This is a genomic window from Neorhizobium galegae (genome assembly GCF_017877055.1).
GTDB lineage: Bacteria > Pseudomonadota > Alphaproteobacteria > Rhizobiales > Rhizobiaceae > Neorhizobium > Neorhizobium galegae_D.
The window spans coordinates 1442920-1458076 of sequence record NZ_JAGIPG010000001.1 but is presented as its reverse complement, the minus strand read 5'-3'; the positions used below and the strand labels follow the sequence as shown (position 1 = coordinate 1458076).

Genomic DNA, 15157 nt, shown 5'->3' with positions numbered 1-15157 from the left:
GACGAAAGCCATAGGCCAGGCTCGATTGGATCAGAGATAATCGGCCCGGAAATCCGTCGAATAGGCGTCGTCCCGGATTCTCCCATGGAAGATCAGCTCGGCACCAAGCCGGCCGATCTCGTCGGAACTCTTGGCCGCCGCCCCGCAACCACCGCTGAGGATGCCGATCCGGGAGGCCTCGGTCATCGCAATCGCCGGATAACCCGTCGGGGTGAACGAGGTGACGCAGGCCGTCATCGACGAACGGGAGAGATCGAGCTCCGGCATCAGCCGCGTCATGATCTCGGCAAGCCGGGCGCGCGTGCTTTCGCGCCCGCCCGAGCGGAACCAGGCGCGGATGTCCGGCTCGGTCGGCAGCAGCAGGTCGTCCGGATCGCCGCCGATCTTCAGATAGATCCTGCCGTCGGGATAACGTACCGGCGGCAGCAGGTAGATGCCGTCCTCGCCCTCGCGCCACTTCCAGATCAGCGAAGGCACCCTGCCCCAGACATCCATCGCCGCCTCGTCGACCTCGAAAAAGGCGACGGTCCGGGCATAAACCTCCAGATCAAGCCGCGCGCCCAAGAGATTCTCGTTGATGGAGAATCCGCCGGCCGCTACCAGCACTTTTTCTGCGCGATAGCTCTCGCCCTCGGCGGTCGTAACCGTCACGGAATCGCTGTCCTGCCGCACGGAAACCACCGTCTCCGGAATGATCGTCGTGCCCTGGCGCTCGGCAATCAGAGCCTGCGCCTTCACCAGCCGGCGCGGATTGATGTGCCCGGCATTCTTCGGTTCCCAGACGCCTTCGCTCTCCCTGGGGAAGGAGAAGAAGCCGAATCGCCCCGCGAGATCCGCATCCGACAGCGTCTCGGTCGAAACACCGAGCTTATTCGCCGCCTCGAGAACGTTGCCGACATAAGACGGCCCGTCGCCGCGCTTGGGTCCGACCAGCAGGCAGCCCGATTCGGAATAGAAATCCACGCCGCTCTCGCGGGCGATCTCGCCGTACCGTTCGATCGAACGGTTGGCGAGGCGCGCCCACACGGGATCGGGATCGATCGTCCGGGTGATGCGCGCCTCGTCGTAGTGGCTGGCAAAGACGCCGTCATGGCGCTCGTAGTCCGCCGGCTCACCGGGACCGACCAACGCAATACCGTCGGTCCATTTCGAGAGGTAGCGGGCCGCCGCAGCGCCCATCATGCCCCTCCCGATCACGATAAATCTGAACCGCTCCGTCATGCCCTCGCCTTTCGATTCCACCGGCCGAAATGTCTTATCCTGGAGACACTTCTAGCCGCTTTCGGAATCAAAATGCCACAGGCGAAAGCGACGCAGTCTGTTCGGTCGTCTGCTCCGCGGTCTCGATCACCGCCTGGACCCGATTGCAATAGCGCTTGGAAACCGGGTTCATGCGTTTGGCGCCGTGGCCGGCATTGTATTTGAGGATGGTGCCGCAGATCTTGCCGCCGCCAAGCTCATGGGCGCCGGCCAGATATTTCATGCCGTAGCGGATATTGGTCTCCGGATCGTAGAGACCGTAGTCCGGCCCCCGGTAACCCATCAACCTTGCCGTCGCCGGCTTGATCTGCATCAGCCCGATCTCGCCGGCGCTGCCTTTGACCGTCGGGCGAAAATTGCTCTCGATCCGCACCACCGCCAGGGCGAGTTCTTCCGGCACGTCGTATTCGTCCGCATATTTCGAGATCAACTGAGAATAGTGAAGCTGCCGAACCAACAGTCTCGCTTCGTCTGTGGGCGCAGCAAAACCGGTTTCGCGCGTTTCCCACGGAATGATGAGGGGCTTGGTATAGACATTGACGCTGTCGTCTTCAGCGCGCACGAGTTCGGTTCCCGCGACCAGCATGGCAAAGCCCGCCGCGGCAGCAACAATCATTTTATTCATAGAGGTGAGGTGTCTCCGGACCAACAGGAACCGCGGGTGTCGTTACGCAAACACCCACTCATCGCGTCGCCGGATTGACGGTGCGATGTTTCACGAATCCTGGTCGTTTATCTTTGCAACCCCCGTCCACATGGCGGCTGCCGTTAGCGGGTCCTTTAGACCGGGCTAATAAGGAGATGATGTGGCACTGCAAAATTTTGCGGTTTTGGCGCGGCCTCAAACGACCGCCACGGCGCCCGCGCTAATTGAATTTTGGCAAGGATTTGAGCAGCCGATGAAGCGTGTCGATCGTCGAGAAATCGGCGATCCCATCGACGAGTTGCGGCCGGAAATGCCGCTGGAAGGCTTCGACCACGCCCTTGGTGCGCTCGCAGAAAGTGCCGGTGATTTCAATTCCATAGCCATAGAGCGACAGCATCGACTGCAGGGCCTCGATAGGCTGGCCGCTCTCGCCGAACTGGAAAAACCGTCCGCCGCTGATTTGCGCTGGATCGATCCAATGACCTATCCCGTCAAGGTGCAATTTTTGCCAGGGGAAATTTTCGCCCGGATCGACCTTGCGGATCGGGGCGACATCGGAGTGCCCAAGCACCCTTTCCGGTCGGATTTGCCACCTTTGGCCGCAATCGCGACACAATTCGACGACGGCCTGGATCTGCGCGGACGGATAGTCCGGCAGGCCTCCGGGGTGGCCCGGATTGGCGATCTCGATGCCGATGGAACAGGAATTGATGTCGGTTTCGCCGGCCCAGGAGCTCTTGCCGGCATGCCAGGCACGGCGGTCCTCCGGTACGAGCTGCACCACGCCTCCGTCCTCGTGGACGAAATAGTGGCTCGAGACCTGGCTTTCCTCGTTGCAGAGCCAGGAGAGCGCCTGATCGCCGCTCGGCATGCCCGTATAATGCAGGATGATCATGTCGGGCCTGCGCCCGCCGGCGCGCTCGCCGTGATTGGGGGAAGGCCTTACCGTCGCGCCGGCATAGTCGGCGTTGAACGGCGTCATGCGGCGCGGCGCTCTTTCTCGATCGCCGAATATGCGGCATTGAGTGCCGCCATGCGCTCATTGGCAGCGGCATGCAGAGAAGCCGGAACGCCGCGGGCGATCAGCCTGTCCGGATGATGCTCGGACACCAGCGTACGATACTGCTTGCGGATCTTTGCAAAATCGTCTTCCGGCGAAACGCCAAGCACCAGATAGGGATCGCGGCCGTCGAGATGCACGTGCCGCGCCATGATGCGGCGGAAATGCCCCTCGTCGATGCGGAAGATCTCGGCGATGCGCGACAGGAACGCCAGTTCCGCCTCATGTACCAGACCGTCCGCCTTGGCGATATGGAACAGCCCGTCGACGACGTTTTCCAGCATCGGGCAATTATTGGCCTTGCCGGCGCCTGGGCTGCACAATCCGGCGAGCTTCGTCGCATAGGCTTCGTAACCTGCAACGTCCTGGCGCGCGAGGTTATAGAGGCGCGCAACGTTGCGGGCTTCCTCGTCGGGAAAATCGAATATTTGCTGAAATGCCTTGACCTCGGCCTCGCTGACGATACCGTCGGCCTTCGCCATCTTCGCCGACAGCGCGATGATGGCGACCGAAAAAGACACCTGCCGGCGTGTTTCCGGATCGCCCTCGAACACGGTGCGGATCGCATCGACGACGCGGCCGAGCGCGTTGCCGGCGGCGTCGCCCACGGCGCCGAGAAGCCGTTCCCAAAGGGAGGAAAAGTGAAGGCAGGCAAAATCCCAGATCATGAGTGCAGTGGACCAGATTATAGTTGAGATTGCAAGGCGACCTGCGGTCCGTCTCAGATTAAACTATGTTCATGTTTTCCGAACAATCACCGGCGCTCACAGGCAGGTGACCATGCACTTCGGGACAATTGGGAAGCCTCCGGATTTCCTTTTCCACAGGCGGGACCCGAGGCGCCGAGGTGGTTGAATCGATTATATTAGGCTCTCCTGCGCCCAAGAGTCGAAGCTGCGGTTTTTCTTGAGAAATTCACTTTACAGGGGCCGGTCTCTGTCGCATCCATTCCAGCGGTTTTGAACTGTACGCGGGCATGCGCGTGAAGGAGGATCGATGGCCAAACAGAAAGTAGCAATGCTGACCGCAGGGGGCCTCGCGCCCTGTCTGTCCTCCGCCGTCGGGGGCCTGATCGAGCGCTACAACGACGTCGCGCCTGATATCGAGATGGTGGCCTATCGCTCCGGTTATCAGGGCGTCCTGCTCGGCGACCGCATCGAAATCACCAAGGACATGCGCGAAAAAGCCCATTTGCTTCACCGCTACGGCGGTTCGCCGATCGGCAACAGCCGCGTCAAGCTCACCAATGCCGCAGACTGCGTCAAGCGCGGCCTCGTCAAGGAAGGTGAAAACCCGCTTCGCGTTGCCGCCGACAGGCTGGCTGCCGATGGGATAACCATCCTTCACACGATCGGCGGCGACGACACCAATACGACGGCTGCCGACCTCGCCGCCTATCTCGGCGCCAACGGCTATGATCTCACCGTCGTTGGCCTGCCGAAGACGGTCGACAACGACATCGTGCCGATCCGCCAGTCGCTCGGCGCCTGGACGGCTGCCGAAGTCGGCGCCTATTTCTTCGACAACGTTTCCAACGAGCAGAGCGCCGCTCCTCGCACATTTGTGATTCACGAAGTGATGGGACGCCACTGCGGCTGGCTTACCGCCGCGACCGCACGGGCCTATATTCAGAAGACCAAGGGCAATGAATATGTCGAGGGCTTCATGATGAACAGCGCGATGAAGAACATCGACGGTGTCTACCTGCCGGAAATGGCCTTCGACCTCGACAAGGAGGCCGCACGCCTCAAGGACGTCATGGACAGGCGCGGTTTCGTGACCTTGTTCGTTTCGGAAGGTGCCGGCCTCGATACGATCGTCGCCGAGCGGGAAGCCGCAGGCGAATCGATCAAGCGCGACGCGTTCGGCCATGTTAAGATCGACACGATCAATGTCGGCGGCTGGTTCCAGAAGCAGTTCGCGGCGCTGATCGGCGCGGATCGCTCGATGGTGCAGAAGTCCGGCTATTTCGCCCGCTCGGCGCCGGCAAACGGCGACGACCTGCGTCTCATCCAGGGCATGGTGGATCTCGCGGTCGAAAGCGCGCTCAACAAGGTTTCGGGCGTCACCGGCCACGACGAGGATCAGAACGGAAAACTGCGCACGATCGAATTTCCCAGAATCAAGGGTGGAAAACATTTCGATCTGACGGCAAAATGGTTCGGCGAAGTGATGGATCATATCGGCCAGCCCTTCGAAGCGGCTTGAGACAGGAAATTGGCGGGCGCCGCTCACGGGCGTCCGGGAGGAAATGGAATGACGGCTGACATCTGGCTCGCTTTTGCTGCGACCGCGATCTTTCTCGCCCTCCTTCCGAGCCCTCTCGCTTGTCTGACTGCCAGTTTCTCTCTTCAACGCGGTCGCCGCACGGCGATCGCGACGGTCCCGGGGCTTGCCGTCGGAATGTCGGCCGCCCTGATCGTGGCGATGATCCCCATGGTCCTGATCGCCGTCTACCTGCCCAAGCTCATCGACGTGATCTCCTGGGCGGGACTGGGCTATCTGATGCTCTACGTGCTCTGGTCCTACCAAGACCCGCGAATCTCCGGCCCGATCGCCGACAACGACAATCTTCCCGAATGTCGGGCAGCGCGAATCTTCGGATGCCTGTTCGGCAAATCCGCCTTTCAGGCGCGTTATGCCGTCGTCCTTGCGGCCGTGCTTGCCCAGTTCGTCGATCCCGACCGGTCGCTCCTGCCCCAGCTTCTCGAGATGCAGGCGACCTTCCTTGTTTGCGCAGCCCTTGGAGCCGGAATTCACGTGCTTTTTCCGCGCCGCGTGCTCAGCCGCAGACGCCGGCCGGCCAACCTCAACTCCGCCTCGCGCAAGCCCCAGACCCGCTTCATTTCCCGCCGCGCCGTCACCGCCGGCTATCGCCGGATCGCCGCCTGACGTTCGCCGTCTTGCCGGACGCCGCCCAATAGGTTAATCAAAACACTCTTTTGGTGGCGTTTGGGCGACTGGGGTAACCAATTTTTCATGAAAGCGACCCAATGGCGATAATCCGATTCCTCGGCCGCGGGACGGTTGTGGTGTGCGCCGTCTCTTCGGCTCTCGCCGGATGTTCGAGCGTCGAACGCGAGCAGAAGCTCGCAGCGACGCAGACAGCTGCCCCGACCAACGGCCAGGCGACCGGACCTGTGCAGACGGCCTCCGCGGATGGCCAGACGACGATCCATAAGGCCGACCTGCCCGTGTACGGGCCGCAGGTTGCCGGCCAGATGCCCCCTCCGGGAGTTCAGCTTGCTTCGGCCACCCCGGCAGCCGGCACACAACCGACCGTGGCGCTCGCCAAGACGACAAGACTTCCCATTCCAATGCCCGCCACCGCCGATGCGATATCCGTTCAATCGGCCGCTATGGCATCGCCCACCATGGCGCCGCTCGTCGCCTTTGCCCCGACGCCCGGCCCGGCGATGATGCCGCCCCCCGTTGCTCCGACCACATCGACAATTCTCGCGTCGGCCCAGCCTGCGAACCTCGCGACGCCGAAAGGCGGCCGCCTGGTGTCGCCGCCCATCGCGCCAGCGGTCAGCGAAGGCAAGATCCAGCCGGCGGCAGCTTCGGCGATCGCGCTGGACGAGCGGGAACTGACGCCGGACATGGTCGCGTTGCAGACCGTTGTTCCCACCCCACGCCCCGACACCGCAACGCTTGCCTATGCATCGCAGCCGAGAGCCATCGCCGCACTATCCGCCATGGAATTCCCTCCGGCCCCCGGCGAGCCGATGCCGACCACGGCGTCCGATGCGCCGCCGGAATTGAAGAAACTCATCAAGCGTTACGCCGGCATGTACGGCGTGCCGGAATCGCTGGTGCACCGCGTTGTGCACCGGGAAAGCAAGTACGATCCCAAGGCCTATCACAAGAACGGCTACTGGGGCCTCATGCAGATCAAGTATTCGACCGCCAAGTCGATGGGCTACGAAGGCCCGCCGGCCGGCCTTCTCGACGCCGAGACCAACCTGAAATACGCAATCAAATACCTGCGCGGCGCCTGGCTTGTCGCCGATAACAGAAACGACAACGCTATCAAGCTCTATGCGCGCGGCTATTATTATGATGCCAAACGCAAGAATATGCTGGACGTCCTGGAAAAGTAACCGGGCTGAAAAATGCCTGGTGGAAAATGTTCAGCGGCGCCTCAGGGCGCCGTTGTTGCTTTCACCACCTCGGCGACAAGCCGGGTCGGATCGTAGCGGTTCCAGCTCGGTGTCAGCCCCAGCCGCACCACCACCAGATCGAGCGACGGGATGACCGTAATGGTCTGCCCGTCATGCCCCTGCAGGAAAAAAGCGTCCGCCGGCATGTCGGGATTGTTCTTGCCGGGCAGCCAGGACTGCATTTTCGAATAGCGCCCGTTCGACGTGGCGTTCGGCTGATGCATCAACTCGACAAAACCTTCCGGAAGCATCCTGCTGCCGTTCCAGACGCCGTCATGGGCAAGCAGAAGCCCCATCCTGGCCCAATCGCGCGCGGTCGCATACATATAGGAACTGCCGACGAAGGTGCCTGCCGCATCGGCCTCCATGACGGCGCTTTGCATGCCGAGGGGACCGAACAGGGCGGCGCGCGGATAGGAGAGCGCCGCAGCCCCACCGCCGATCTTGTCCATCCAGATCTTTGACAGCATCACCGCCGTGCCGGAAGAATAGCTGAAGCGCGAACCGGGATCCGCCTCGAGCGGCTGATCGGCGGCGAAACTCGCCATGTCCGGCTCCAGGTAGAGCATGCGGGTGACATCGGCGACCGCGCCGTAATTCTCGTTGAACGCGAGCCCGCTCTCCATGGCGGCGAGATCGGCAATCCGGATATCGCCGCGCTGGTTGCCCTGCCATTGCGGAAACAGGCCCCTGTCGTCCAGCGAAAGCTTTCCGCCGCGAATCAGCGTGCCCAGGATCGCCGCGTTCACGGTCTTGGTCATCGACCAGCCGAGCAGCGGCGTATCCTTGGAAAAGCCAGTCGAATAGGTCTCGCCGACGATTCGCCCCCGCTTGACCACCACCACCGCTCGCATGCCCGGACCGGCAAGATCCGCGTCTGAAAGAATCCGCCCAACCGACGGATCGGATTCCACTTTCCCCCCTTCCGGCCAGAGCTTGGACGGATCGACTGACGTAACGGCAGGCACCGGAATACCGACAGCTGCCACCGGTGTCCCATCTGGGACCACGGCGCAGCCGGATCCCTCGCGATAGACCGCGTCATTGCCGGCAAAAATGCCGAGCAGGGCTGCATGGACCCGCTTTTCCGTCCGATCGACGGAGACCCGCATCAATCTCAGAAGCGGGTGACCAGGAGCCTGCACATCGATGGCGAGAACCTCGCCGCTGTCGCGGCCGGCAAGGAAGACGTTCGAGCAGACCATCTTGGCCGAATAGCCGCTGCCCACCCTCAGCAGTTCCGGCGGCGAGGTATGGAGCCAGATGCCGAGCCCGACCAGGCCGACGACGATGACGCCGCAGAGGATTTTTACGAACCGCACAAACAACCGCATGCTGCCTCCCATTCCAAGGCCGCATGCAATCAGGATTCTCGGGGACAAGGAAGGGGTGATCGGTCGCGGTCGCGTGGAAGTGGGACTGGCCACAGGCAGCGTCATCAATCTGTAGCATGACGGGTTTACACGCCCTGAAACTCTGGACAAGGTGGGACTCGACCATGGCGGATATTGCACAGGAAGCCGGTTTTCGGAAAAACCAGAAGCTGAAGGACGCACTTCTGCAGCATAAAGCTCTGTCCCGACAGGGTTTCTCGGAAAGGCTTTTCGGCCTGCTGTTCTCCGGTCTCGTCTATCCGCAGATCTGGGAAGACCCGGAAGTCGACATGACCGCCATGGAGCTTTCCGACCAGCATTCGATCGTCACCATCGGTTCCGGCGGCTGCAACATGCTTGCCTATCTGTCCCGCTCGCCGAAAAAGATCGATGTCGTTGATTTGAACCCGCATCACGTCGCGCTGAACCGCCTGAAGCTCGCAGCCTTCCGTCACCTGCCCGGCCATGGCGATGTCGTGCGCCATTTCGGCATGGACGGCGTCCGCACCAACAGCAAAAGCTACGACACCTTCATCGCGCCGAACCTCGATGCGGCAACCCGTGCCTACTGGGATAAGCGCTCGATCGCCGGTCGCCGTCGGATCGAAGTGTTCGACCGCAACATCTACAAGACCGGTCTGCTCGGTCGTTTCATCGGCGCCGGCCACCTGATCGCCCGCCTGCATGGCATCGACCTAACCGAAATGGCCAATGCCAAGTCGCTGCGCGAACAGCGCCAGTTCTTCGACGACCGCATCGCTCCGCTGTTCGACAGGCCGCTGATCCGCTGGATCACCAGCCGCAAGAGCTCGCTGTTCGGCCTCGGCATCCCGCCGCAGCAATATGATGAGCTGGCAAGCCTTGCTTCCGACGGCTCGATTGCCCCGGTCCTGCGCCAGCGCCTCGAAAAGCTCGCCTGCCACTTCCCGCTGCGCGACAACTATTTCGCCTGGCAGGCCTTCGCGCGCCGTTATCCGAAGCCCGAGGAAGGCACGCTGCCGACCTACCTCAAGGCCGAAAACTATCGCGCCATCCGCGACAACGCCGAGCGCGTCACGGTCCATCATGCAAGCTTCACCGAGCTTCTGGCCCAGAAGGCCGCCGGTTCGGTCGATCGCTACGTCCTGCTCGATGCGCAGGACTGGATGAACGACGAGCAGCTCAACGACGTCTGGTCCGAGATCACCCGCACTGCCGCCCCCGGCGCCCGCGTGATCTTCCGCACCGCCGCCGAAAAGAGCGTGCCCGACGGCCGTCTTCCATCTGCCCTGCTCGACCAGTGGTCCTATCTGCTAGAGCGCTCCAACGAACTTAACCTTGAGGATCGCTCGGCGATCTACGGCGGTTTCCACATCTACGTGAAGAAATCCTGATGACGACGGATATGGCGAGCAGCCCCCTGTCGAATGGCCACGCCGAACGCATGGACCGGATGTACCGGTATCAGCGCCATATCTACGACATCACCCGCAAATATTACCTCTTCGGCCGCGACCGGGCGATTGCCGGACTGAATGTCCCGCCGAATGCGTCGCTACTCGAAGTCGGCTGCGGCACGGGCCGCAATCTGGCCCTCGCCCACCGCCATTATCCTGCGGCGAAGCTCTACGGCCTCGATATCTCCGCCGAAATGCTGGAAAGCGCCCAGGCCAATTTCCGCGGCAGGCCTGTCACGCCTGAATTCCGCGTGGCCGATGCGACGAACTTCAAGGCGGAGGAATTCGGCACCACCGGCTTCGACCGCATCCTGATCTCCTACGCGCTGTCGATGATTCCCGATTGGGAAAAGGCGATCGACGCCTCGCTTGCGGCTCTCGCACCACACGGTTCGCTGCATATCGTCGATTTCGGCCAGCAGGAACGGCTGCCGGGCTGGTTCGGACGGTTTTTGAAGGCGTGGCTGACGCGTTTCCACGTCACGCCGCGGCCGAACCTGTACGAAGTGCTGGAGAGCAAGCTGGCCAGCGCCGATGCCGACATGATCTTCGAGGAGATCGGCCGGGGTTATGCCTGGCATGCCGTCATCCGTCGCCGAGGCTAAAATCCCGCGCATCCCGCCATTCCAGGCCGGAAACCCTCTTGCCCTAACCGATTTTTTACGACGTTATGGTGAATATGGAGTTCATGCCTCCCTGTTTTGCGTCGAACGGGGCAAGAGGCTTCCACATCGACACCATACGGGATGTTCATGCCTCGGCTCCTTCTGGCCCTCCTTGCGACCGCGCTCCTTGCCACGGGGTGCACATCTTCAAGCTATGACCTGATGGAAACCTCTTCGGTCAAGAAGATGCGGTTCAAGGACAGTGATCCGCAGGATTTCGGCAAGAACCATCCGGGCCTGCACGAAATCCATGGCATCGACGTCTCCAAGTGGAACGGCACCGATATCGACTGGCCCGCCGTCAAGAAGTCGGGGATCGCCTTCGTCTTTATCAAGGCGACGGAAGGCAAGGATCGCATCGATCCGACCTTCGAACTGAACTGGCGGGGCGCCGCATCGGCCGGCATTCCTTATGCGCCCTACCACTTCTATTATTTCTGCTCGACGGCCGACGAACAGGCCGACTGGTTCATCAACAACGTGCCCCGGGACGCGGTGAAACTGCCGCCGGTCCTCGACATGGAATGGAACCAGTCCTCGCCGACCTGCAAGACCCGTCCCGACCCCGAAACGGTGCGCGCCTCCATGCAGCGCTTCATGGACCGGATCGAGGCCTATTACGGCAAGCGGCCGATCATCTACACGTCCGTGGATTTCCACCGCGACAATCTCGTCGGCGCCTTCAGCAACTACCATTTCTGGCTCCGCGCCGTGGCACAGCATCCGACCAAGATCTACCCGGATCGCCGCTGGGCTTTCTGGCAGTATACCTCGACGGGCGTCGTGCCGGGAATCAAAGGCGAGATGGATATCAACGTCTTTGCGGGCACGTCCAAGAATTGGCATAGCTGGGTTGCGGCAACCGCAAAGTAAACCCCGTTCCCATGGCGAATAGGTGTCTGGCAATGTGTGAGCAGTTGCGATAAAAACTGCGCCAACATGGCTGCCGCCCACGTTTCGGTCACAAAATTTTCCGAGATCTGACGGCGCTTACTCAGATTCTAGGAACGCCGAATGTCCGCTCGCTTTGCCCGTCGCCTCGCCCTTGCCTTCGTCATCACCAGCTGCCTTGCCTCCACCGCGCTTGCCCAGTCGCCGGCCCCTGCCTGCGGCGGCGATCTCGGCGCTTTCCTGAACGGCGTAAAAGCTGAAGCCATTTCCATGGGTGCTTCGGCAAATGCGGCGGATGAAGCGCTTTCCGGCGCCCAGATCGATCAGAAAGTTCTGTCACGCGACCGGGCTCAGGGCGTCTTCCGCCAGACCTTCCTCGAATTTTCGCAGCGCACCGTCAGCCAGGCGCGCCTCGACATCGGCCGCCAGAAGATCAAGCAATATGCGGACGTCTTCGCGCGCGCGGAGAAGGAATTCGGCGTGCCGCCCGGCGTCATCACCGCCTTCTGGGGGATGGAGACCGATTTCGGCGCCGTCCAAGGCGATTTCAACACGCGTAATGCCCTGGTGACGCTCTCGCATGACTGCCGCCGCCCGCAGCTTTTCCGCCCGCAGCTGATCGCCCTGATCGAGATGGTCCAGCACGGCGACCTCAATCCGGCGACCAATACGGGCGCATGGGCGGGCGAGATCGGCCAGGTCCAGATGCTCCCCGAGGATATTATCGCGCACGGCGTCGACGGCGATGGCGATGGCCATATCAACGTCAAGACCAGTTCCCCGGACGCCATCCTGACCGCCGCCAAATTTATCCAGAGCATGGGCTTCAAGCCCGGCCAGCCCTGGATGCAGGAAGTGACGCTGCCCGAGAACCTGCCCTGGGACAAGTCGGGCCTCGGCAACGAGATCCCGGCAAGCGAATGGTTCAAGCTGGGCGTCACCCCGCGCGATGGCGTGACCACTTTCGGCAACCTGCCGGCAGCCCTCATCCTGCCACAGGGCCGCAAGGGACCGACCTTCCTGACCTACCCGAACTTCAACATCTATCTGGAATGGAACCAGTCGTTCATCTACACGACCTCGGCCGCCTATTTCGCGACCCGGCTTGCCGGCGCTCCGACCTATCAGAAGGGGACGCCGGAACAGGGCCTCGACGATGGCGGCATGAAGGCGCTGCAGACCAAGCTCGAAGCGCTTGGCCACGATATCGGCAAGGTCGACGGCATCCTCGGATCGGGCACCCGCCAGGCCGTCCAGAAGGAACAGGCACGCCTCGGCCTGCCGGCCGACGGATGGCCGACCCAGTCTCTGCTCTCTGCTCTTTAAAAATCGCAACCGTCGCCGCCCGAACGAAATCGGGTGGCGACTCGCGCACCGTAGGGTTATTCCCTCGCGTTGACCGCGAGGGAGATACCGCATGACAACCGCCGCCATTTCAAAGCCCAGCGTCACCGTCTGGGCACTGATCCTGCTGCTCGGGCTGATCTGGGGCGGATCCTTCTTCTTCGCACGCATCGCGGTCCTGGAAGTGCCGCCCTTCACGCTCGTCTTCCTGCGGCTCTTCCTGGCGGCTCTAGCGCTGCACATCTATCTGCATGGCCGGTTCGGGCTCTATGCGACGCTCGGCACCCATTGGCGGTCTTTCCTCATCATGGGTTTCATCAACAACGCCCTGCCCCACACACTGATCTTCTTCGGCCAAACCGAGATCGGCGCGGGCCTCGCTTCGATCCTCAACGCGAGCACACCAATCTGGACGGTGCTGATCGCCAATCGCTGGACGACCGACGAGAAACTGACGAGGGCGAAAATTGCCGGCTGCCTGGCAGGCTTGGCCGGCACCGCCGTGCTGATCGGCCCCGGCATCACGCCGGCCGCATCCGTGCCGTTCTGGGCGCTGATCCTGCCGATCCTTGCGGCAATCTCCTACGGAGTGGCAGGCACCTACGGCAAACGTTTCGGCGGCTTGCCGGCACCGGTCAGTGCCACGGGACAGCTTACCGCCTCCACCCTGATCATGCTTCCGGTGTCGCTGATCGCAGACCAGCCCTGGGCGCTACCGACGCCATCGTCGCATGCCGTTCTTGCGATCCTCGCGTTGGCGCTCCTGTCGACTGCCTTCGCCTATCTCCTCTATTTCCGTATCCTTCGGCTCGCCGGCGCTACGAATGCCTCTCTGGTTACGCTCGTCGTGCCCCCGAGCGCGATCCTTCTCGGCGCGCTTTTCCTTGGCGAAAGATTGGAGGCAACCGACCTCGTCGGCATGCTGCTGATCGGTTTTGGCCTGGTCCTGCTCGACGGAAGGCTCCTTCGCAGGCGCAGCAATTCACCGTCCAGCGCGTCGTAACGGGTCGAAACCATCACGGAATATGTCAGAAGTTAACAGCCGTACACGGCTTTTTAACTTTGCGGAAATTAAGATTAACAGATGATTTACAACAAGAAATCAATAGCTTACGCAATCATCGCCGAGGCGATCCGGACAAGTCTGCGGCACTGCAGCACAGAAACACGCTTCCCAACCGGCACAAAACCGACATAAAGTCTGCCCGTCAACGCAAGGAGGCAGACATGGGACGTACATACTCTCTCAATGTCTTGGTAGTCGGTGCAGCGTTTGTGTTTGTGGCATCCATGCTCTTCATTTGAGCGCCACCAGTTCCACTACCAGTTCAAGATATCGCATCCACGACCGTTTGATAATCAGCACTTCTGGTGAAAACGCATGCTCCTTTCGTAGGAGCATGCGTTTTTTTTCAATGCGCTCAGGCAGCAGCGATCCGCGGCGTGCGGATCTGCCGGCGGCCAAGCCGCTGAAGGACGGCGGATACGAGCGGTGCTCTGTTCATCGTGTAGACGTGAAAATCGCCAAGGCCGCGGCGGATCAGGTCCTCGATCTGTTCGGCGGCGATATCGGCAGCCACGCTCGCGCGATCCTCGGGTTTGTCGTCCAATCCTTCGAAACGGGCATCCAGGAAGGACGGAACCGAGGAGCCGCAGCGTCCGGCGAAACGCTTGAGCTGGGTCAGGTTCTGGATCGGCATGATGCCCGGGACGATCGGGATTGCAATGCCGGCGGCGCGGACCTTTTCAAGGTAACGTTCAAAAACGTCGTTGTCGAAGAAGAACTGGGTCAGTGCCCGGGCGGCACCGGCATCCGCCTTGCGCTTCAGCATCTCGATGTCTGCGCCGAGATCGGCGCTTTCCGGATGTTTTTCGGGATAGGCGGAAACGGAAATGTCGAAGCCGCCGAGTTCCGTCAGGCCGCGCACCAGCTCCGCCGCATTGGCATAACCCTGCGGATGCGGGCGATAGTCGGTGCCGATACCGCTCGCCGGATCGCCGCGCAGGGCAACGATGTGGCGAATGCCAGCAGCGCGATACTCGCCGACGACCGAATGCGTCTCTTCGCGCGTCGCGTCCACACAGGTCAGGTGTGCGGCGGTCGCCAGTGAGGTTTCGCCGACCAGGCGGCGCACGGTGTTGATCGTCGGCGCCTTGGTCGAACCGCCGGCACCATAGGTGACAGAGACGAACCGCGGGTCCCAGAGCGCCAGTTCGTCGACCGTATCCCAGAGCTGGCCCTCCATTTCCTCCGACTTCGGCGGAAAGAATTCGAAGGAAACGCTGAAAGTTTCGCTATCGGCGGTCATTGGTTCAGCT

The 15157-nt window shown here is 61.7% G+C and carries 14 protein-coding genes; 8 read left to right on the top strand and 6 right to left on the bottom strand.

All coding sequences use genetic code 11. From position 1 onward, the window contains the following. Nucleotides 1-30: 30 nt before the first annotated feature. The 4 genes from J2857_RS06765 to J2857_RS06750 all read right to left on the bottom strand — a co-directional run bounded on the left by J2857_RS06765 (nt 31) and on the right by J2857_RS06750 (nt 3634). Nucleotides 31-1221 carry an NAD(P)/FAD-dependent oxidoreductase gene (locus J2857_RS06765; RefSeq protein WP_210009264.1) on the bottom strand — a complete coding sequence of 397 codons (1191 nt, stop codon included), beginning with the start codon at nt 1219-1221 and terminating at the stop codon, nt 31-33. Between the two features lie 67 nt (nt 1222-1288). Next, nucleotides 1289-1885 (bottom strand): lytic transglycosylase domain-containing protein, encoded by a 597-nt coding sequence (locus tag J2857_RS06760; protein ID WP_210009262.1) that lies wholly within the window; start codon nt 1883-1885, stop codon nt 1289-1291. 241 nt (nt 1886-2126) lie between these two features. After that, nucleotides 2127-2888 carry an N-acetylmuramoyl-L-alanine amidase gene (locus tag J2857_RS06755; protein WP_210009260.1) on the bottom strand — a complete coding sequence of 254 codons (762 nt, stop codon included), beginning with the start codon at nt 2886-2888 and terminating at the stop codon, nt 2127-2129. Further along, nucleotides 2885-3634 carry a J domain-containing protein gene (locus J2857_RS06750; RefSeq protein ID WP_210009258.1) on the bottom strand — a complete coding sequence of 250 codons (750 nt, stop codon included), beginning with the start codon at nt 3632-3634 and terminating at the stop codon, nt 2885-2887. Before J2857_RS06750 ends, J2857_RS06755 begins: the two co-directional genes overlap by 4 nt. A 328-nt stretch (nt 3635-3962) precedes the next feature. Between J2857_RS06750 and J2857_RS06745 the strand changes: the two genes are divergently transcribed. From J2857_RS06745 to J2857_RS06735, 3 genes are all read left to right on the top strand, one after another. After that, nucleotides 3963-5174, top strand: coding sequence for a pyrophosphate--fructose-6-phosphate 1-phosphotransferase (locus J2857_RS06745; protein ID WP_210009256.1), 1212 nt, complete (start codon nt 3963-3965; stop codon nt 5172-5174). Nucleotides 5175-5222: 48 nt separating this feature from the next. Next, the gene (locus J2857_RS06740) at nt 5223-5858 is read left to right on the top strand and encodes a LysE family translocator (protein ID WP_210009254.1); all 636 of its coding nucleotides are present in this window, start codon (nt 5223-5225) and stop codon (nt 5856-5858) included. Nucleotides 5859-5959: 101 nt separating this feature from the next. Continuing rightward, entirely contained in the window at nt 5960-7069 is a 1110-nt protein-coding gene (locus J2857_RS06735; RefSeq protein ID WP_245363037.1) for a lytic transglycosylase domain-containing protein, read from the top strand. Nucleotides 7070-7110: 41 nt separating this feature from the next. On the opposite strand, the gene J2857_RS06730 is transcribed toward J2857_RS06735, so the two are convergent. Continuing rightward, complete coding sequence (locus tag J2857_RS06730; protein WP_210009252.1) at nt 7111-8463, bottom strand: serine hydrolase domain-containing protein; 1353 nt, start codon at nt 8461-8463, stop codon at nt 7111-7113. 164 nt (nt 8464-8627) lie between these two features. Here J2857_RS06730 and J2857_RS06725 point away from each other — a divergent pair, with 164 nt between their 5' ends. From J2857_RS06725 to J2857_RS06705, 5 genes are all read left to right on the top strand, one after another. Beyond that, on the top strand, nt 8628-9875 hold the full coding sequence (locus J2857_RS06725) for a DUF3419 family protein (RefSeq protein ID WP_210009250.1): 1248 nt from the start codon (nt 8628-8630) through the stop codon (nt 9873-9875). Next, entirely contained in the window at nt 9875-10543 is a 669-nt protein-coding gene (locus tag J2857_RS06720) for a class I SAM-dependent methyltransferase (protein WP_210009248.1), read from the top strand. The genes J2857_RS06725 and J2857_RS06720 overlap by 1 nt, the downstream gene beginning before the upstream one ends. Before the next feature lie 147 nt (nt 10544-10690). Next, nucleotides 10691-11476, top strand: a complete 786-nt coding sequence (locus J2857_RS06715) for a glycoside hydrolase family 25 protein (protein ID WP_210009246.1) — start codon at nt 10691-10693, stop codon at nt 11474-11476. Nucleotides 11477-11617: 141 nt separating this feature from the next. After that, the gene (locus tag J2857_RS06710) at nt 11618-12820 is read left to right on the top strand and encodes a lytic murein transglycosylase (protein WP_210009244.1); all 1203 of its coding nucleotides are present in this window, start codon (nt 11618-11620) and stop codon (nt 12818-12820) included. Between the two features lie 91 nt (nt 12821-12911). Beyond that, entirely contained in the window at nt 12912-13841 is a 930-nt protein-coding gene (locus J2857_RS06705; RefSeq protein ID WP_210009242.1) for a DMT family transporter, read from the top strand. A gap of 418 nt (nt 13842-14259) precedes the next feature. On the opposite strand, the gene metF is transcribed toward J2857_RS06705, so the two are convergent. Further along, the gene (gene metF, locus J2857_RS06700; RefSeq protein WP_210009241.1) at nt 14260-15147 is read right to left on the bottom strand and encodes a methylenetetrahydrofolate reductase [NAD(P)H]; all 888 of its coding nucleotides are present in this window, start codon (nt 15145-15147) and stop codon (nt 14260-14262) included. Nucleotides 15148-15157 lie beyond the last annotated feature (10 nt).